The 18,762-nt window shown below is 65.3% G+C and carries 18 protein-coding genes and 1 pseudogene; 2 read left to right on the top strand and 17 right to left on the bottom strand.

Annotated features, from left to right (window positions below):
• Window positions 1–22 precede the first annotated feature (22 nt).
• The 13 genes from LOC59_RS07595 to LOC59_RS07535 all read right to left on the bottom strand — a co-directional run bounded on the left by LOC59_RS07595 (window position 23) and on the right by LOC59_RS07535 (window position 13,701).
• Window positions 23–352, bottom strand: a complete 330-nt coding sequence (locus LOC59_RS07595; RefSeq protein ID WP_227896649.1) for a hypothetical protein — start codon at window positions 350–352, stop codon at window positions 23–25.
• Window positions 353–426: 74 nt separating this feature from the next.
• Window positions 427–2,436, bottom strand: coding sequence for a helix-turn-helix transcriptional regulator (locus tag LOC59_RS07590; protein WP_229971316.1), 2,010 nt, complete (start codon window positions 2,434–2,436; stop codon window positions 427–429).
• Window positions 2,437–2,545: 109 nt separating this feature from the next.
• On the bottom strand, window positions 2,546–2,941 hold the full coding sequence (locus tag LOC59_RS07585; RefSeq protein ID WP_227896651.1) for an FKBP-type peptidyl-prolyl cis-trans isomerase: 396 nt from the start codon (window positions 2,939–2,941) through the stop codon (window positions 2,546–2,548).
• A gap of 48 nt (window positions 2,942–2,989) precedes the next feature.
• Window positions 2,990–3,871: an FKBP-type peptidyl-prolyl cis-trans isomerase gene (locus LOC59_RS16750; protein ID WP_227896652.1), complete on the bottom strand. Its 882-nt coding sequence runs from the start codon at window positions 3,869–3,871 to the stop codon at window positions 2,990–2,992.
• 156 nt (window positions 3,872–4,027) lie between these two features.
• A complete protein-coding gene (gene pafA, locus LOC59_RS07575; protein WP_227896655.1) occupies window positions 4,028–5,389 on the bottom strand; it encodes a Pup--protein ligase in 1,362 nt (453 codons plus the stop codon).
• Window positions 5,389–6,144 carry a proteasome subunit alpha gene (gene prcA, locus LOC59_RS07570; protein WP_227896656.1) on the bottom strand — a complete coding sequence of 252 codons (756 nt, stop codon included), beginning with the start codon at window positions 6,142–6,144 and terminating at the stop codon, window positions 5,389–5,391. Before prcA ends, pafA begins: the two co-directional genes overlap by 1 nt.
• 3 nt (window positions 6,145–6,147) lie before the next feature.
• Window positions 6,148–6,972 carry a proteasome subunit beta gene (prcB, locus tag LOC59_RS07565; protein ID WP_227896657.1) on the bottom strand — a complete coding sequence of 275 codons (825 nt, stop codon included), beginning with the start codon at window positions 6,970–6,972 and terminating at the stop codon, window positions 6,148–6,150.
• 3 nt (window positions 6,973–6,975) lie between these two features.
• Entirely contained in the window at window positions 6,976–7,185 is a 210-nt protein-coding gene (locus tag LOC59_RS07560; protein WP_227896658.1) for a ubiquitin-like protein Pup, read from the bottom strand.
• 39 nt (window positions 7,186–7,224) lie between these two features.
• Window positions 7,225–8,817: a depupylase/deamidase Dop gene (gene dop, locus LOC59_RS07555; RefSeq protein ID WP_229971315.1), complete on the bottom strand. Its 1,593-nt coding sequence runs from the start codon at window positions 8,815–8,817 to the stop codon at window positions 7,225–7,227.
• Between the two features lie 14 nt (window positions 8,818–8,831).
• Window positions 8,832–10,586 carry a proteasome ATPase gene (arc, locus tag LOC59_RS07550; protein WP_227896661.1) on the bottom strand — a complete coding sequence of 585 codons (1,755 nt, stop codon included), beginning with the start codon at window positions 10,584–10,586 and terminating at the stop codon, window positions 8,832–8,834.
• A gap of 109 nt (window positions 10,587–10,695) precedes the next feature.
• Window positions 10,696–11,745: a tRNA (adenine-N1)-methyltransferase gene (locus LOC59_RS07545; RefSeq protein ID WP_227896662.1), complete on the bottom strand. Its 1,050-nt coding sequence runs from the start codon at window positions 11,743–11,745 to the stop codon at window positions 10,696–10,698.
• Window positions 11,746–11,815: 70 nt separating this feature from the next.
• Entirely contained in the window at window positions 11,816–12,982 is a 1,167-nt protein-coding gene (locus tag LOC59_RS07540; protein WP_229971313.1) for a site-2 protease family protein, read from the bottom strand.
• Entirely contained in the window at window positions 12,979–13,701 is a 723-nt protein-coding gene (locus LOC59_RS07535) for an HAD family hydrolase (protein ID WP_229971311.1), read from the bottom strand. Before LOC59_RS07535 ends, LOC59_RS07540 begins: the two co-directional genes overlap by 4 nt.
• A gap of 100 nt (window positions 13,702–13,801) precedes the next feature.
• Between LOC59_RS07535 and LOC59_RS07530 the strand changes: the two genes are divergently transcribed.
• Entirely contained in the window at window positions 13,802–14,680 is an 879-nt protein-coding gene (locus LOC59_RS07530; protein ID WP_227896668.1) for a PAC2 family protein, read from the top strand.
• Window positions 14,681–14,725: 45 nt separating this feature from the next.
• Here the strand turns inward: LOC59_RS07530 and mshC are convergent, their stop codons facing one another.
• From mshC to LOC59_RS07515, 3 genes and pseudogenes are all read right to left on the bottom strand, one after another.
• A complete protein-coding gene (gene mshC / locus LOC59_RS07525; RefSeq protein ID WP_229971309.1) occupies window positions 14,726–16,018 on the bottom strand; it encodes a cysteine--1-D-myo-inosityl 2-amino-2-deoxy-alpha-D-glucopyranoside ligase in 1,293 nt (430 codons plus the stop codon).
• A 61-nt stretch (window positions 16,019–16,079) separates the two neighbouring features.
• Complete coding sequence (locus LOC59_RS07520) at window positions 16,080–16,904, bottom strand: undecaprenyl-diphosphate phosphatase (RefSeq protein ID WP_227896670.1); 825 nt, start codon at window positions 16,902–16,904, stop codon at window positions 16,080–16,082.
• A gap of 157 nt (window positions 16,905–17,061) precedes the next feature.
• Window positions 17,062–17,307, bottom strand: a pseudogene (locus LOC59_RS07515) (hypothetical protein); the annotation flags it as partial.
• 41 nt (window positions 17,308–17,348) lie between these two features.
• On the opposite strand from LOC59_RS07515, the gene LOC59_RS07510 reads away from it, so the two are divergent.
• Window positions 17,349–17,582: a DUF5703 family protein gene (locus tag LOC59_RS07510; protein ID WP_227896674.1), complete on the top strand. Its 234-nt coding sequence runs from the start codon at window positions 17,349–17,351 to the stop codon at window positions 17,580–17,582.
• A 15-nt stretch (window positions 17,583–17,597) separates the two neighbouring features.
• Here the strand turns inward: LOC59_RS07510 and LOC59_RS07505 are convergent, their stop codons facing one another.
• Complete coding sequence (locus LOC59_RS07505; protein ID WP_227896676.1) at window positions 17,598–18,749, bottom strand: acyl-CoA dehydrogenase family protein; 1,152 nt, start codon at window positions 18,747–18,749, stop codon at window positions 17,598–17,600.
• Window positions 18,750–18,762: the final 13 nt, after the last annotated feature.

Here is an 18,762-nt window from a genome sequence, read left to right as displayed (position 1 = left end):
TTTCGTTACAAGCCATTTTATGTCAGAGCCCGGGGATATCGCGCCACGCCCGCGGTTGCCCGCGGAGGTGCCGCCGCTCGACCCGGCGTTCGCGCCGGGCCTCTTTCCGTTCTGCCTTGCCGTCCTCGTACCGGCGCCTCGCAGCGGCAGGATCGAGGAACACCGCCGGCAGTGAGTCCGCAGCTACCGGCGAGGGGGCAGGAGGCGCAAAGGACAACCGGGACCCGGCTGATTGCACTTCGCCCAGCACCGCCATGAACTTGCGGAAGAGCCGGATGCCGATCAGCACATACAGCAGCAGGGCAACCGCCGTAACGGCAACCCATATAACGATCCACGACCACCAAGGCATGGTCCCAGCATAGTGGAGCGTGGCAAGCACCCTATGCCGCTGCGGTTTCCGGCACGCGGGGTGTCATGAGCAGTTCACGCGTAGTTTTCCAGGGCAGCATCGAGCCAGGCCGCTGTGGCGCTCCGCAGTTCCTCGGGTGCCGCTACGGACGCCGCTCCGCCCAGACGCCCGATGAATCCCGGAATCCAGCCCGTGGCAGGAGTTCGCAGGACAACAACCTGGCTGCCGTCCGGCAGTGCGGTGCTGAGCTCTGCCGAATACGCTTCTGCTACCCAGGACGCGTCGGGCAGAAGGCGGATTGTGACGGACTCATCGGCCTCCCCCGCGGTGAACAGGCTGGCAGGGAACTGCTGGACGGGTTCTGGGGTGTCCGGGGGAACGGCGCCGGCGTCCTCCCAGTCCACGATCCGGTCTATCCGGAAAAACCGGGTCGCTTCGGCCCGGTGGCACCAGGCGTCTAAGTACCACGTGTCGTTCTCGGAGAAAATGCGGCGGGGATCGATGACCCGCTCCGAAACCTCGTCGCGGCTGGGCACCACGTACCGGATCGAGAGCCGGCGCTTGTCGCTGACGCTCCGGCGCAGGTCCTCAAGGAGGGCCGGTGCGGCCCCCGACGGGAGGACCGCGGCGGCTATGGCGGACCCGGCGGTCCCGGCCGTTCCGGCCGCCTCGCTGAGCTTGGCATGGGCACTGGCGACGGCGTCAGTGGGGGCAGCGCCCGGCAGGGCGGCCAGGGTGTCGAGGCCGACAATGAGGGCGGCCGCCTCATCCATGGACAACCGGACGGGCTGGGAGAGGTTGTCGGCGTTGTCGATGAAGATCTCGCCCGTCTCGAAATCCACGTCCATGAGCCCGTTGGGGTAGTAGCGCGGACCGCTGACGAACAAGAGGTTCAGGTCCGCAGCGAGCTGCTCCGCGCTCACGCCGAACCTGCTGGCGGTTTCCTCCAGGTCCGCGCCCTGGTTGGCGAGGATGTACGGGACCAGGTCCAGCAGCCGGCTGAGCCGCTCCTGCGCCCCAGCGGCCTTCGGTGCCCTGGTCCGGGGCGCTGCGGGCTCGGGGAACTCCGGAACGGGTTGCAGCTGTCTCTCCCGGGCGGCCATCAGAGCGGTCTGCACCATGCTGCGCAGCTCGGGAGGATGGACTGCCTCGGCAGCCGGCCCCAGCGCCGCAACGTCCGCGGCGAACCCGTCAAGATCGGTGACCGTGAGGCTGATCCGGTCTTTTCCGGCTGCCGGTGCGCTGAGTCCTTCCGGCTCCGGGCCGGTTGCGTTTGCTGTTCCGGCGCGCAGCCGCAGTTCGGCGCCGGCTCCGGAACGCACGTCGACCACTGCCCTCTGCGCCGGAAAAACCGCATCGAGTGATGCGAGGGAGGCATGGATGTCAAAGTGTGCAGGAACTGTGTAGGTACCGCGGCCGGTCTTGACCGCCGTCGTCATTCGGGAGAGGCGGAAGTAGCGCTCGGCTTGCCGGTCCCTGTCCCAGCCGACGACGTACCAATGCCCGTAGCGCGAGCCCATTCCCCACGGCTCAAGATGCCGGGTGGCTTCCGTGCCGCCTGTTGCCCGGTAGCCGAAGGTGATGGGCACGCGGCCGGCCGTGGCACGGAACACGGCCGAAAAGGTTGGATCACTGGTCCGGATCCCGGGCTGGATGGGACTGGCAGCCGCATCCTCGGCAATCACGCCGCGTGTCCGGAGCTTGCGCACTGCGCGGGCCGCTGCGGAACCCAGCGCTGCCTGTTCCCACATCTGGGCGGCCAGGGCGAGCACGGCTGATTCGGCGCTGCTGAAAGTCACCTCGGGCAGCCGGTACTCCTCGCTGCGGATCCGGTAGCGCTGGACGGTGTTGTCCCCCTCGAAGAGGGCATCGTCGCTGTAGGACTCCACCGGAATGCCCTGTTCGCGCAGGAAGGCCTTGTCCCGGTCGAAGAGCTTTTCGCGGGCTTCCGTGGAGGCGGCTTCAGAATAGAGTTCGATTTCTTCAAACAGCTCATGCTTGGTGAAGCCACGCCGGCTGGAGAGCAGGGCTATGACCAGGTTGAGCAGGCGTTCAGTGCGTTTTTCGGCAGGTTGCTGGGACACACGGCTAATCTACCGCCCGTGCGGCGTCAAACACGCCAAGGGCGGACAAGCGGCGTCTGAACGACGCCCGCCTGTCCGCCCGTGGATGCGGAGGGAGCTGCTGCGGTCCTTAGCGGACGCCGAGCAGATCCACGACGAAGATCAGGGACTCCCCCGGGGCGATGGCAGAGCCGGCGCCCCGGTCACCGTACGCAAGGTGTGCGGGAATCTCGAGGCGGCGGCGTCCGCCGACCTTCATTCCCAGCAGGCCCTGGTCCCATCCCTGGATGACCTGGCCGATTCCGACCTTGAAGTCCAGCGGGGCACCGCGGTTCCAGGAGGCATCAAACTCTTCCCCGGTGGAGAACGCTACGCCGACATAGTGGGTGGAGACGGTGTCCCCGGGCTTTGCCTCGGCACCGTCACCAACAACGATGTCCTCGATGACGAGGTCTGTCGGGGCATCGTGCTCCGGGAAATCGATTTCCGGCTTCTGCCGGTCGTACTCGCGCTTTCCGAATGACATGGAACTCCTTCGTTTGGGACTGCCTGCAATCTTATCCGGCTAAAACGGCTACTTCGCCTCGAGGATATCCACGACGAACACGAGGGTTTCGTTCTGGAGCTCGTGGCCCTCCTGAGAGCCGTAGGCCGTGGCGGGAGGTGCCACAATCAGCACCTGGGAGCCAACTGTCTTTCCGGCCAGTCCCTCGGTCCAGGCAGAAACCACCTGATCCAGGCCGAAGGACATGGTCGTTCCCCGCTCCCAGCTGGAGTCGAAGACGGAACCGTCGGACCACTTCACGCCGTGGTACTGCACCGTGACGGTGTCATCAGCTTCAACGACAGCCCCGTCGCCCTTCTTCAGGTCCTGGGCGATGAGTTCGGTGGGTGCGTCTGCCTCCGGGACAGTGATCGTGGGCTTGCCGTCGTCATCCAGCGTCACGGCCGGCTGGCCTTCGACGGGATCGACGTCGGTGCCCCAGGCACGCGTCGGAATGTCGCGGGCATCGGTCAACGTGAACACGATGAACTGGTTCTGCGTTCCGGAGTCTTCGCTGCCGGGAACGTAGTAGGCGAAGTCGGAGCCGACAGGCGCACCGACCAGGGCGCTGTACATCTGCTCATTGCCCTGCTTGAGGGACTCGTCCACGGCGATGTCCTCGGCCGTCTCGGCCGTGTATGTCTCCTGGCCTGCTTCCCCGTTCTCGGGGTCAAGGACCACAAGGCGGACGGATGCCGTCTGGCCTTCGGTGAGTTCCTCCCCGTCGCCGTCGTTCACCCGCACCAGCGTGGGCTCGTCAACGGTCAGCGGCGTGTCGAACTCCACGGTGGGGACGCTGCCGTCGCCGTTGGAGCTGACCTTGACTGAGGACAGTGGACCGCTGCTGTCATCGCCCGAGCAGGCGGTCAGCAGGAGGAGGGCGGGCAGGAGTATAGCTAGTACTTTTCGCACAGTACTTCTTTCAGTGGCGGACAATGTGACTGTTCCCGGAAGCGGGCGCCGCAGCGGTGCATGCGCATCCGGACAGCATGTCCCACCCTAACGCGTACACCTGAGAGGAGCCTAGGACAGTGCCGCCTGAGCTCCGGAAAGCAGCGGTGCCGCGGGTCAGAGGGTGGACAGCAGCGCTTCCACCCGCTCATCCACAGCGGCGAACGGGTCCTTGCACAGCACTGTCTGCTGGGCGCGGTCATTGAGCTTCAGGTGCACCCAGTCGACGGTGAAGTCACGGTTGGCAGCTTTCGCCCGGCGGACAAAGTCGCCGCGCAGTTTGGCCCGGGTGCTTTGCGGCGGGACATCCACCGCTTCCTTGATGTCACTGTCGTCGACCACGCGCGCGGTTTCTCCGCGGGACTGCAGGAGGTAGAACAGTCCGCGCTTGCGGGAGATGTCGTGGTACGTGAGGTCGATCTGGGCCAGGCGCGGGGATCCCATGTCCAACCCTGAGCGCTCGGCGTAGCGGTCAACGATCTTCTTCTTGATGGCCCAGTCGATTTCGGTGTCGATCCCTGAGATGTCGCCGGTTTCGACAGCGTCCAGGGCGCGGCCCCACAGGTCGAGGATGCGCGGAACATACCGGTTGTGCGCACCGTTCGCGTCCACGAAGTCCGCAGCACGCTCCAGATAGATGTGCTGCAGTTCCAGGGCGGTCATGCTGGACCCGTTGGCCAGTTTCAGCGGGGCCGATCCGGTGAGGTCGTGGGAAATTTCCCGGATGCTGCGGATCGGATTCTCCAGCCTGAGGTCGCGCATGATCACGCCTGCCTCGATCATCCGCAGCATCAGGTCCACCGTCCCGACCTTGAGCATTGAGGTGGTCTCGGACATGTTGGAGTCGCCCGCAATGACGTGCAGGCGGCGGTAATGCTCGGCGTCGGCGTGGGGTTCATCGCGGGTATTGATGATCGGGCGCGAACGGGTCGTTGCGGAGGAAACGCCTTCCCAGATGTGGTCGGCGCGCTGGGAGAACGCGTACAGGGAACCCGACTGTGTCTTCAGGACCTTTCCGGCCCCAACAAGCAGCTGCCGGGTGACCAGGAACGGGATCAGGATGTCGGCCAGGCGGGAGAATTCCAGGCGGCGGGGAATGAGGTAGTTCTCGTGGCTGCCGTAGGAGTTACCTGCGGAGTCAGTGTTGTTCTTGAAGAGGTAGACGCTCCCGTTGAATCCTTCTGCCTGCAGCCGTTCCTCCGCTTCGTCTACGAGGTCGTCGAGGATCAGTTCACCGGCCCGGTCATGGGCGATCAGCTGAGCCAGGTCGTCACATTCCGCCGTGGCGTATTCGGGATGCGATCCGACGTCGAGGTAGAGCCGGGATCCGTTGGTCAGGAAGACGTTCGATGACCTTCCCCAGCTGACTACCTTGCGGAAGAGGTAACGCGCCACTTCTTCCGGTGAAAGAGGCCGCGAATCCGGTCCCGAGTAGGCGATCCCGAATTCAGTTTCCACACCGAAGATCCTGCGGTCCATCAGTCTCCTTCCGCGCCGGCCAGCAAGCGGTCCAGCTCAACGGTTCCAATCCTGCGGAAAGCCCGGACAGTCCCCCGGGTAGAGAGCGGATCACGGTCCAGGACGGCGACCTCCAGAAGGCCGGCCCCCAGCAGCTCGGGCGGGGACGCCGGCGGTTCGCCGTTGGATCCCGCTTCTGGAGCAACCCGGGTGGAAGAGAGCGCTTTGACGGCCACTTCGATGGCCTGGCTGAAGGACGTGTCCGGAGACCAGGTCCGGGCCAGTGAATCGTTGACGATGTCCGCCTGCCCGCCCATGACCACGTAGTTGCTCTCGTCCGCGATCGAACCGTCAAATGTCAGGCGGTAGAGGTGGTCGCTGTACGGTTCGGTCCCTACTTCGGCGACCGCGAGTTCAACTTCGAACGGCTTGCCTTCGGTGGTGAAAACCGAACCGAGGCTCTGGGCATAGACGCTGGCCAGTCCCCGAGCGGAAACGTCCTCCCGGGCATAGGAATATCCCCGCACGTCGGCGTAGCGGACTCCGGCCTGCCGGAGGCTTTCGAACTCGTTGTACTTTCCCACCGCCGCAAAACCGATCCGGTCGTAGATCTCGCCGAGCTTGTGGAGGGAGGGCGACGGGTTCTCGGCGACGAGGGCTATGCCGTCACGGCAGGTGAGCACCACCACGGAACGGCCGCGGGCGATGCCTTTCCGGGCGAAATCCGCCCGGTCCTTCATGAGTTGCTCGGGCGATACGTAGAACTGCTGTGTCATCGCCTATGCCTCCAGCCCGGCGACTGAACGCCGTGCCACGAGCTCTTCGGCCATCTGGTGCAGTTCCCGCTCGGGAATCTCGCGGATTCCTGCGGCATTAACGATGTACACCACGGGCCACAGCTTCCGGACCAGGTCCGGGCCTCCGGTCGCGGAGTCGTCGTCGGCGGCATCGTAGAGGGACTCCACGGCAACACGCACGGCCTCCTCTTCATCCAGGCCAGGCCGCCAGAGCTTCTTCAGGGCCCCGCGTGCAAAGACGGAACCCGAGCCCACACTGTGGTGCTCGTATTCCTCGTACCGTCCGCCGGTGACGTCGTAGGAGAAGATCCGGCCCTCGTGACGGTCGGTGTCGTATCCGGCGAAAAGGGGAATGACCGCCAGGCCCTGCAGTGCCAGCGGAAGGTTCTGGCGGACCATGGCCGCGAGCCGGTTGGACTTGCCGTCCAGGCTCATGGGAGTGCCCTCGATCTTGTCGTAGTGCTCCAGCTCCACCTGGAACAACCGGATCATGTCCAGCGCGATCCCTGCCGTCCCGGCGATGCCGAGCACGGAGTAATTGTCCGCCGGAAAGACTTTGCGGATATGGCGGCTGGCGATCATGTTACCCATGGTTGCCCTCCGGTCCCCCGCCATCAGGACGCCGCCGGCGTAGGTCAGCGACACGATGGTCGTGGCCTGCGGGGCGGCTCCGGCTGCCGATCCTGCAGGTACGGACCCCAGCCGCCGCGCCGACGGAAGCAGGTCGGGATGGTGGCGGCTCAAATGCTCACTGAACGACGAGCCGGCTGCCGCCGCCACCGCCTGTGCCGGGTCCGGTTGAGTCATCCGCTACTGACCGCCCTTCTGGATAAAGCCGCGGACAAACTCTTCTGCGTTGTTCTCCAGAACGCCGTCAATCTCGTCAAGAAGGTCGTCCACACCTTCGGTGTTGGCCGTCGACTGTTCGGCAGGTTCGGCTGCCGGCGGCGGTGTCACCTCATCAATTTCTTCCTGATCCTGGGGGCGGGATCCGGTGCTCTTTCTGTCCTGGGTTGCCATGACGCTGCCCTTTCCAGCTAGGTAGATGTGTCCTACGTCCTATGGTGCCACGGTAGGTTCCGGACCGGTCAGGAGCCTGGCCACAAAATCCTCCGCATCGGCAGAAACGTCGAAAAGCTCCCCGGTGAGCGCCTTCGTTCCGCGCAGCGGCTCACGGGTGGGAATGCGCTGGAGCCTGCGCCGGGAGGGAAGCTCGAAGATGATGGAATCCCAGCTGGCACCAATCACCTCGTCGGGGAACCTGGTAATGCACCGGCCGCGGAAATAGGCACGGGTGTCTTCGGGCGGCTGGGTTACCCCCGCTGCGATCTGCTCATCGGTCAGGATCCGTTCCATCTGGCCGCGGGCGGCGAGCCGGTAGTAGAGCCCCTTCTCCGGCCGCATGTCGGAGTACTGCAGGTCGATCAGGTTCAGCCGTGCATCATTCCAGGCCAACCCGTCCCGGTCCCGGTAGGCCTGCAGGAGTTTGAGCTTGGCCACCCAGTCCACCTGGGCCGACGCCGCCATCGGGTCCCTTTTAAGCATGCCGACCACAGACATCCACCGGTTCAGGATGTCCTCGGTCGCGGCGTCGGCGCCCCCGCCCGTCCGGGCATGGGCCGCTGCAGCTTCGAGATACATCTCCTGGAGGTCCAGTCCGGTCACCATCCGGCCGTCCTTCAGCTCAACGAGCTGCGTCAGCGAGGGATCGTGGCTGATGAGCTGCAGGGCACCCACCGGATCACGCAGTTCGACCGCCGGCACGGCGTCCGCTTCGATCAGGGACAGGACCGCCGACGTCGTTCCCACCTTGAGCAGGGCGGAAACTTCGCTGAGGTTGGCGTCGCCGATGATGACGTGCAGCCTCCGGTACTTCTCCGCTACGGCATGGGGCTCGTCCCGGGTGTTGACGATCGGACGGCGGATCGTCGTCTCCAGTCCGACTTCGGTCTCGAAGAAGTCGGCCCGCTGACTCAGCTGGTAGCCCTGCCGCTGGTTGCTGGTGCCAATCCCGACGCGCCCGGAACCGCAGATCACCTGGCGCGAGGCGAAAAACGGGAGGAGCCCCGATACCAGCCGGCCAAACGGGACGCTTCGCGGAACCAGGTAGTTCTCATGGGCGCCGTAGGAGACACCCTTGCTGTCCGTGTTGTTCTTGTAGAGGAGCACAGGAGCAAAGCCCGGAGTGCGCGCAATGTGCCGCATGGCCGCCAGCACGACGGCGTCACCCGCCTTATCCCACAGCACCGCGTCATGGGGATTCGTTACCTCAGGCGAGGAATACTCCGGGTGCGCGTGGTCCACGTAGAGCCGCGCGCCGTTTCCCAGCACCATGTTCATGAGCACGGTGCTGTCCTGGGTCTCGCCGTACAAGGCGGACGGACCTCCGCCTTCCATGGCGATCTGCTCGGCGTCCAGCACGGGCGGCGCGTCCGTCAGCTGTGTTGGATCCGCCGCAGTCCGGGGCACGGTATACCCGCGGGCATCGTTAAGCGGCGCCTCGTCCGTGTAGTCCCACCGGGTTCCGGAGAGGTTTCCCATTCCCGAACGCACGGTTGCGGCGTAGGCGTTGACGATCTGGCTGGAGAGGACGGTTGCGTTGGCGTTCGGCAGGGCGGGAGCGAGGACGCCGTACTCGGTCTCCGTCCCCATGACCCGTCGGACCGTCACAGATATTGTCCCGGGTTCGCCGCGGTCTCGATGGTACGGCCCGGCTCCTGACCGGCCTTGCCCTGGATGATCGTGCGGATGTACGTGATGCGCTCTCCCTTCTTGCCCGAGATCCGTGCCCAGTCATCGGGATTCGTGGTGTTGGGCATGTCCTCATGCTCGCGGAATTCGTCCACGACGGCGCGCATCAGGTGGTCGATCCTCAGTCCCCGCTGGCGCAGGGTGAGGAAATCCTTGATCGCGTACTTCTTCGCGCGGTCCACGACGTTCTGGATGACCGCGCCGGAGTTGAAGTCCTTGAAATAGAGCATCTCTGTGTCACCGTTGGCATAGGTCACCTCGAGGTACTCGTTGGACTTGTCCTCGGCGTACATCTTTTCCACGGTCCGCCGGATCATCTCCCGGACAGTGGCTACCGGATCGTAGCCGTGCTCTGCCAGGTCATCCCGGTGCAGAGGGAGGTCCGGTGTGAGGTATTTGGCGAAGATCTCGGCAGCGCCCTCGGCATCCGGGCGCATGATCTTGATCTTCACGTCGAGGCGTCCGGGCCGCAGGATGGCGGGATCGATCATGTCCTCGCGGTTCGAGGCGCCGATGACAATCACGTTCTCAAGTTTCTCGACGCCGTCGATCTCGCTCAGCAGCTGCGGAACGATGGTGGTTTCGACGTCGGAGGAGACACCTGTGCCGCGGGTGCGGAACAGTGAGTCCATTTCGTCGAAAAAGACCACGACGGGGCTGCCGTCGGATCCCTTCTCCCGTGCCCGGGCGAAGATGAGCCGGATGTGCCGTTCGGTCTCGCCGACGTACTTGTCCAGCAGCTCCGGGCCTTTGATGTTCAGGAAGTAGCTGCGGGTTCCCGAGATGCCGGTCTGTTCCATGACCCGTGCGGCCAGCGAATGGGCCACTGCCTTGGCAATGAGGGTCTTGCCGCAGCCTGGAGGGCCGTAGAGCAGGATTCCCTTCGGAGCCTTCAACCCGTGTTCGCGGTAGAGGTCCGGATGCATGAAGGGCAGTTCGACGGCGTCGCGGATCGCTTCGATCTGCGGCCCCAGCCCGCCAATATCGGAATAGGAGATGTCCGGAACTTCCTCGAGGACAAGGTTCTCGACCTCGCTGCGGGGAATTTTCTCCAGTGCATAGCCGATCCGCGTATCCACCGTGAGGGCGTCTCCGACCCGGACCTTCTCTTCGACCAGGGGGCCGTTGAGCCGGACCACCCGCTCGTCGTCGGCCCGGCCCACCACCAGCGCCCGGTCACCGTCCAGGAGTTCCTGGACGGTGAAGAGCTCCCCTGCCTTCTCGAAGCCGAGGCCCGCAACCACCGTGAGTGATTCGTTCAGCAGGACTTCCTGGCCGGGCACGATCTGCCCGAGGTCCAGCAACGGACTCACCGCAACGCGGAGCTTCCGTCCCGACTGGATGATGTCCACGCTCTCCTGGACGGTAGCCGTGGTGGAAACCCCGGGCTCGGGTTCGGTCCGGCTGTTAACGGCGAGCACTGTTCCGAAGCTGAACGGAGTCGCGCCTTCCTTCTCCAGTGCGTCCTTGAGCCTGATAATCTCCGCCCTGGCCGTTTCCAGCATGGCAACCAGCCGGGCGTTGTTGTGGGTTAGGGCCGCCAGCTGGCGGTCAACGTTGCGCAGCTTGTCCCTCAGGACATTGAGCTGCCGCGATTCCGCGCTGGCTGTTCCGTACTCGCTGCGGGTACCTTCAACCCCGGTTCCACTGGTGTTTTCCGCGTCAACCATTCTCTGACCACCTTCACTGCTAAGGTCCCTTCGTTTGACGATAACGTAGCGGGGCCAGCAATACACCGGGCCAGGAGTCTTGTGTTTTGCGGCTAGGGCATTATGGGTCTTACTCCGGCCCGTGCTCTTCCTGGAAACGCTCGGCATTGAGCAGGGCACCGCGCTGCACGGTGGAGCTGGCGTCCTTGGCCGCCCGGCGGAGTTTCTTGTCCGAGACTTCGCGTTCCCCCACTGCAGCGGGTGTCCAGGCGTTGAGATCCTCCTGGCTGAAGTCAGTCTTTGAGGCCCGGCGCTTGGCCACCAGTCCGGTGGCGCCTTCGGCAAGCCGGCGGGCGGACAGCAGGAAACCGGTGTGCGCAACCATCCGATGGTCGGGGCGGACAGCCAGTCCTTCCAGGTGCCAGCCGCGGACCATCGACTCCCAGCCTTCGGGTTCGGTGAAACGGCCATCTGCCCGGATGGCTTCCGCCGTGCGCGAAAGCTGGGTGACGGTGGCGACATAGGAGATCCACACGCCTCCCGGTGCCAGTACCGTGGCCACGGCGTCAGCGCATTCCCAGGGCGCCAGCATGTCCAGCACTACCCGGTCGACGCTTCCGGGCTCCTGGTTCTTGACGACTTCGTCCTGGAAATCACCCAGGGTGATGTCCCATGCGGGGTGCGGGCCGCCGAAGAAGGTCTCGACATTGCCGCGGGCAATGTCCGCGAACTCCGCGCGGCGTTCGTAGGAATGCAGGGAACCCTTGTCCCCCACGGCGCGCAGCAGGGAAATGCTCAGGGCACCGGAGCCAACTCCCGCTTCCACCACCCGGGCGCCGGGGTAGATGTCCGCCATGGTGACAATCTGTCCGGCGTCCTTGGGATAGACGACGGCGGCACCGCGCGGCATGGACAGCACGAAGTCGGACAGCAGCGGGCGCAGGACCTGGTACTGGTGCCCGGTGGTATTGGTGACGATCGTGCCCTCGGGAACTCCGATGATACTTTCGTGCGGAAGGTAGCCCCGGTGCGTGTGGAAGGCACCACCTTCCGTAAGGGTGATCGTGTTCCGGCGCCCCTTTTCATCGGTGAGCTGGACGCGCTCGCCCGGACGCAGGGGGCCGCGGCGCATGTCCGCTCCGTGTGCTGCGGAGGAGGCGGGGGTACCCGGGTTGTTCATCTGTCACTGTCCTTCGTGTGTGGCTGGTCGATAGTCTCGGCGGAGTCAGCGTGCTGTTCCGCCCGGAGTCTTAGGGTCGGACGGTTTTCGGCCGGCGCCCGGTAATGGCGGCAACGACGGTGGCCTGCCGGAGCAGTCCCACCACCGTTCCTTCCTTGTCGATGACGGCGTACTCGCTGCCGGAGAGCTTGGAGAGGTACTGGATGAGTTCCTGGCCCGTAGCCGCGTTCGGTATGTAGGCACCGGGAGCCAGTGCGCGTGCCGCAGCATCCACCGGTGTCCCGGCGGCATATTCCGCCGGCACGGCGAAGAGGGCGCCGCTGTCGACGACGGCTTCCGGCCTGCCGGTTGCGGCAGTCACCACCAGTGCGGTGCCGGTCCCTGCCTCCGCGGCGATCCGCCGGGCTTCCAGGACCGGCATACCGGTCGGCACCTGGCGCGCCGGTTCCATCAGGGCAGCAGCCGAAATGGCGGGAAGCCGCAGCCGCATCCTTGCGTTGGTGATCGCCGCAGAGGCGCCCATCCACAGGAAGCCGGAGACGAGTGCTGTCACGAGGACCAGGCTGAGCCCCGGAGTCCGGCCCTGGAGATAGGGCGGGATGAAGACTGCAGCAACCAGGGCAACCGCAATAATGCGCCCGGCCCAGCCTGCCGCCACAGTCCCCTTCTCCTGGACGCCGGTCACCTTCCAGACGATCGTTTCCACGATCCTGCCGCCGTCGAGGGGCAGGCCGGGAAGCACGTTGAATACGGCTACCAGGATGTTGGCCCAGACGAAGATGTCGGTAAGCAGCCAGGCCACTGTGCCGGGCTCCAGGAAAGGCAGGACCATGCGGCCGCACAGCGCCAGGACAAAGTTTGCCGCCGGGCCGGCCAGGGCCACGAGCAGTGACTTGCCGGGAGTGGCCCTTACGTCGCCGAACTGCGTGTGGCCGCCCCACAGCGTGAGCACGATCCTCGGCGTCGGCCATTTCCAGGCCTGTGCCGTCAGCGCATGCGCCAGCTCATGGACCAGGACGGACAGCAGGAGGAGAAGGGCATAGCCCAGGGCAACCGCATAGGGGGCGATTCCGCCAAGCTGCGGGAGCACACTGGCGACCCGGGGCCCGAACAGGAAAACGATCGCGGCCGCGATCACGAACCAGGACCAGGCCAGCGTTACCGGGACTCCCCCGATCCTCCCCAGGGGAATTCCTTCGCTGCGTTCCTTCTTCGGGGCATCCGGTCCCTGGGTCATTGTGCGCCTCCTGCCGAAAGGGCGGCGAGCTCCTGCAGGTCCGCCAGGCTCCGTCCGGCCAGGGTGTCCCATTGGATCCTGCCCTGATCAGGCGGGAACGGAACCATATGCGGAACAGCCAGGGCCGGGAGCCCTGCTTCCCGCGCGGAGGTATAACCGGGATAGGAGTCTTCGACCGCCAGGCAGCGGGACTTGGCCAGTCCGGGGAAAGCGGCGGAGAGCTGGTCGAAGGCAAGCTGATAGGGCTCGGGATGCGGTTTGCCGCGTGACACCATGTCCCCGCTGACGACGGACCTGAAGGTTCCCTCCGGCAGGGTCGACGCGATGAGGCGGGCCAGCGGACCGGTGGACATGGTGACCAGGGCGCACGGGATGTCCTCCGCAGCCAGCTCCTCCAGCAGTTCGCGCGCTCCCGGACGCCAAGGGACCTCCTGCTGCAGGTGCCGGGCAACTTCGCCGGCGAGGGACGCGATGACGCCCTCGACGGGCAGTGCTACGCCGGCCTGCTGCAGCCGGCGTGCGGAATAGTCAAGGGCCTGGCCGATGAGTTCCTCGGCGTCATCGTCCGTCCACGTGCCCCCGTGGGCAGCGACAAGGTCCTTCTCGGCCTGGATCCAGTACGGTTCGGTGTCGACGATGGTTCCGTCCATGTCCCAGAGCACCGCCTGCAGCACGGACGCGGAGCCGCCGGGCAGGACAGGAACACCAGGGAGGGACATAAGCCCAGTCTACGTGGCGGCTGCCATCTTCCTCGCCCCGGCTGCTCCTTGGTCGGCGCGTGGGACTGACAGTGCGGTGCGGTGGGCATAAGGTGAATCTGTGAGTAATTCCGATAAGTCCCCAGCGGCCGGCCTGCAGGATTTTTTCGGCGGCACGGGTGAGCGGGTGACCGTGATGCTGGCAGCTTTCGAAGGGTGGAACGACGCCGGAGAGGCAGCCAGTGATGCCTTGAACTTCCTGTCCCTCTACTGGGACAGCGAAAAGATCGCCGGCATCGATGCGGATGAGTACTACGATTTCCAGTTCACGCGCCCGGCGATCGAGCGCAGCGCGTCCGGCCAGCGCCGGATCAAATGGCCTACAACGCGCATTTCCCGTGCCGAAGTTCCGGGTACCAACATCGACCTGATCCTGGTGACGGGTGTTGAACCGTCCTACAAGTGGCGTGCCTACACGGCGGAGCTGATCGGCCTGGCCAGGGAACTGGACGTGGACTGCATTGTGCTGGCCGGCGCCCTCCTGGCCGACGTGCCGCACACCCGGCCCATACCGGTCACCGCCACGTGCGAAGAAGAGGACCTGGGCGAGCATCTGGGTGTTGAGGCCTCGCAGTACGAAGGGCCCATCGGCATTGTGGGTGTCCTCGCCGAAGTAGCCACGCTTGCCGATATACCCACACTCTCGCTCTGGGCCGCTGTTCCGCACTACGTTGGACAGCCGCCGTCGCCGAAGGCGCAGCTGGCGCTGCTGCACAGGATCGAAGAGCTCCTGCAGATTCCGATCGACACTTCGGTCCTGACCGAAGAGGCCGAGGCATGGGAGCGCGGTGTGGACGAGCTCGCCACTGAAGACCCCGAGATTGCGGCCTACGTCCGCCAGCTCGAAGAGGCCAAGGACACTGCTGAGCTCCCCGAAGCCACCGGCGAGTCGATCGCCCGTGAGTTCGAGCGCTACCTCAAGCGCCGTCGCCGGGACTGAGCCGGCCGGCGCGGAGCACTGCGGCCCTGCGCTCCGTAAGGGGCCCTAGCGGAGAGTGATGCCCAGCAGGGCATCGAACGCTGCGGCCGCAAGGCCGGCTCCGGCACTGCTCCCTGCAGGCGGAGTGCCGGGTGCGTCCAGCAGGGCGGATGCCCACTCGTCTGCCGCGGCAAGGGCGGCGGGGGCATTCAGGTCGTCGGCAAGCGATGACCTGAACTGTGCCAGCAGGTTCGCAGCTGCTCCTTCGCTGGTTAGCTCCAGCGCCTGGCGGTAGCGGCGGAGCCGTTCCTGGGCACGCCCCAGGTCATCGGCAGTCCAGAACCAGTCGGAGCGGTAGTGGTGTCCGGCAAGGGTAGTCCGGATAGCGGCCGGTTCGATGCCGTCAGCGCGCAGCCGGGAGACCAGGACCAGGTTCCCCAGGGACTTGCTCATCTTTTCGCCGTCCAGCCCCACCATGCCGGCATGGGCGTAGTGCCGTGCCAGCGGCTCGCCGGAACAGGCGTAGGCATGGCCGGCGCTCATTTCGTGGTGCGGGAAGATCAGGTCCGATCCCCCGGCCTGGACCGTGAACGGTGCCGGCAGGAACCGGCGGGCTATCACCGAACACTCGATGTGCCAGCCGGGGCGTCCGTCGCCCAGGCGTCCCCCTGGCCACAGCGGCTCATTCGGCCGGGCTACGCGCCAGAGCAGGGCATCGAGCGGGTGGCGTTTTCCGGGACGATCCGGATCACCGCCGCGCTCTGCAAAGACCGGAAGCATTGCTTCCGCCGTGAGCCCGGATACCTGCCCGAGCCACCAGGCATCGGGTCCGTCGGCTTCGAGTTCCTGGGCGGCCTCAACCGAGAAATACACGTCGCCGCCGGGCTCGGAGCCGTGCGCCGGTACCCGGTAGGCGATGCCGCGGTCCAGCAGTCCTTCGACCACGGGGACAATCCATTCGATGGACTCCACGGCGCCGATGTAGCTGCGGGGTGCCAGGACGTTCAGGGCTTCCATGTCTTCCCGGAAGAGCTGGGTCTGTTCCTTGGCCAGGACCGTCCAGTCCACGCCGGTGGCCGCGGCACGCTCGAGCAGCGGGTCGTCGACGTCGGTGACGTTCTGGACGTAGTTCACGGTGTGTCCCGCATCCCGCCACTGGCGGTTCAGCAGGTCGAACGCAACGTAGGTTGCCGCGTGCCCCATGTGGGTGGCGTCGTAGGGGGTGATGCCGCAGACATAGAGTCCGGCCTCCTCGCCGGGCTGGACGGCAACCGTCCTGCGCTGGGCAGTATCAAAGAGAACGAGTTCCGGGGACTTGCCGGGCAGGTCGGGAAGGGGGCGGGATTTCCAGGCGATCACAGGTCAACTCTACTTACTTGGACGGGGGGAACACATTCGTAAAGCGGGCCGGCTGCGGCGCTCAGGGCTGCAGCACTCCAAACCCGAGTGCAACGTAGATCGCCACGCCCAGGCCGATGCGGTACCAGACGAACAAGCGATAGCTGCGCGTGGAAACGTAGCGGAGGAACCATCCGATGATGATGAAGCCCACAACGAAGGCCACCCCTGTGGCGACAGCGGTCTCGGCGCCGCTGTAAGGGCCGGTTTCCCCCCATGATTTGGCGAGCTGGTACAGGCCGCTGCCGAAAACCGCGGGAATGGCCAGCAGGAAGGCATAGCGCGCGGCGGCCTCCCGGGTGTATCCCATCAGCAGCCCGGCGGTAATCGTGCCGCCGGAACGGGACACGCCGGGGACGAGCGCCAGGGCCTGGGCAAAACCGTAGAAGATGCCGTGCTTGTACGTCAGCTGGTCCAGGGTCCGCTGCTGCTTTCCCACGGTGTCTGCGATGGCCAGGATGATGCCAAAGACGATCAGCATGGTCGCCACGAGCCAGAGGCTGCGGAACGTGCTTTCGATCTGGTCCTGGAACAGCAGGCCGAGGACGGCGATGGGCAGCGAACCCACGATGATCAGCCACCCCATCCGGGCGTCCGGATCGGAACGGGGTACGCGGCCGGCCAGCGAACCGAACCAGGCCTTGACGATCCGGACGATGTCTTTCCAGAAATAGACAACGACGGCGGTCTCCGTGCCTAGCTGGGTAATAGCCGTAAAGGCGGCGCCGGGATCCTGGGCCCCGGGCAGCAGTTCACCGGCGATCCGCAGGTGCGCACTGGATGAGATGGGCAGGAATTCGGTCAGTCCTTGAAGGAAACCGAGGAATATCGCTTCGAACCAATTCACCCTACGACTCTAGGGCACGCGCAAGCCCCCGCATGGCAGGCCTGCCGGGCTAGCGGTCGCTGCCGGCCTGCCGGCCGTAGGGTTCGGGGTCGCCGTCGAACTCTTCGGTTTCTTCCTCGGTGCCGAAGGCCGAGGGGCTGCCGGCAGCTGATCCTCGCAGGACTTCCTCGTCTTCGTCCAGCAGATCCTCGTCGGCCTCTTCATCGTCGTAAATCTCGAGCGGGGTGACTTCACCGTAGGCGTCGTAGAGCACTTCCTCGTAGACTTCGAAAGCGTCAGCAATAGCCAGGTAGGCGCCTTCGACGGCAGGATCCTTCTCTCCGCGGCGGGTGGCAGCAGCAGCAAGGTGCTCCTCAAAAGCAGCAACCAGGGACTGGAGCGCTACGCGCGGATCTATGCTCATGGACTAGACGTTAGCCGCAAAGCAGGCAAAATGGGATGGAAATGCGAGAACAAATTCTGAAACCGGACTGGTCCTTTCCTGCCGCTCCCGCCAAGGACTATGAGTATCTGGTCCTTTCTGTCGGACCCCATGAGTCGCTGCCGGAAGCCCGCCGAAAAATCACCGACCACGCGGAGTACGGCAAGTGGGAGCTCCAGCGCACGCGCATTTACCGCGGAGGCATCCACCGGTACTGGCTGCGGAGGAAAGTCATGCGGGTCCAGCGGACTGCCTAGCCGGCAGGCCCGATTTCACTGGTCCTGGACTGGCCCCAGCAGTGCATTTGCCATGGAGTTATGCGCAGAGTCCTCGCTTGAAGGATGGAACATCCCGGCCAGTACGTCCCGGTAGAGCCGCTCCAGCTCCTGGCCGCGGAAGTAGCTGCGGCCGCCGGCAGTCTTCATGGCTGTTTCCACCACGGTACGCACGGTGTCTGTTGCACGCAGCTTCAGGCCGGAGAGCCGGGGGAACCAGAAACTGCCGTGATCGGCTCCCTCTTCCAGGTCGCGGGCTACGGCTTCAAGCTGGAGCCGTACACCGTCCATCCTGATGGCGGCGTCGGCGATCCGCCAGCGGGTGTGCGGATCCTGCGATGCCGGGACATCCTGGCTGGTGCGGCCTGCGGCAGCCTCGGCAGCCAGTTCCACCGCTCGTTCCCCGATCCCCGTGTACACCGCGGACAGCAGCGTCTCAAAGAGGCTGAAGATACCGAACACGAACTGGTCGGCGTGGGGGCCCACAGGCGTATGCCGCACAATCCGGTCCGCCGGTATGAGGGCGTCCTGCAGCAGCGTGGTTCGTGACTGCGAGGCCCGCATTCCCATCGTGTCCCAGTCATCCAGGGCCGAGATGCCCGCCGTGGACCGGTCTGCGAAGCCGAAGACCAGACTCGGTTCAGCGGGGTCTGTGGAGTCCTTTCCGAAGATGCCCAGCCTGGTCCACGCCGGTGACAGGCTGGTAAAGATCTTCCGCCCGGTAAACGCGTAGCTTCCGCCGCCCTGCGGAACCGCAGCCGTCAGCGAGTCGAAAAGGACGGCAGAGTTACCGGGTTCGGAAATGCCAAAGGCAAAGACCTCGCCGCGGGACGCTTCCTCCAGGACGAAGGACAGGGAGTCATCCCCCTTCAGGGACAGCAGGTGGGCGACACCGCACCAGACCAGATGCATGTTGATGGCAAGCGCGGTTGCCGGTGCCGCAGATGCCAGCAGCCGCTGGCACGCCACGACCTCCGGAAGGCCCAGGCCCGAACCGCCCTGCTCCACCGGCGTAAACAGCGCCAAGTAGCCCGCGTCGCGCAGCTCCTGGAGGTCCTCGTCGAAGAAGGCATTGCGCTGGTCGTACTCCGGTGCACGGCGGCGCAGCCGTTCCAGCAGGCCGGGAGTGAGAATATCTGCGGCGGGCATCGGTTCGGGATCC

It is taken from the genome of Arthrobacter sp. zg-Y916, assembly GCF_020907385.1.
Classification (GTDB): Bacteria; Actinomycetota; Actinomycetes; order Actinomycetales; family Micrococcaceae; genus Arthrobacter_B; species Arthrobacter_B caoxuetaonis.
The sequence above is the reverse complement of the archived record's forward strand: the minus strand, read 5'-3'. Positions and strand labels throughout refer to the sequence as shown.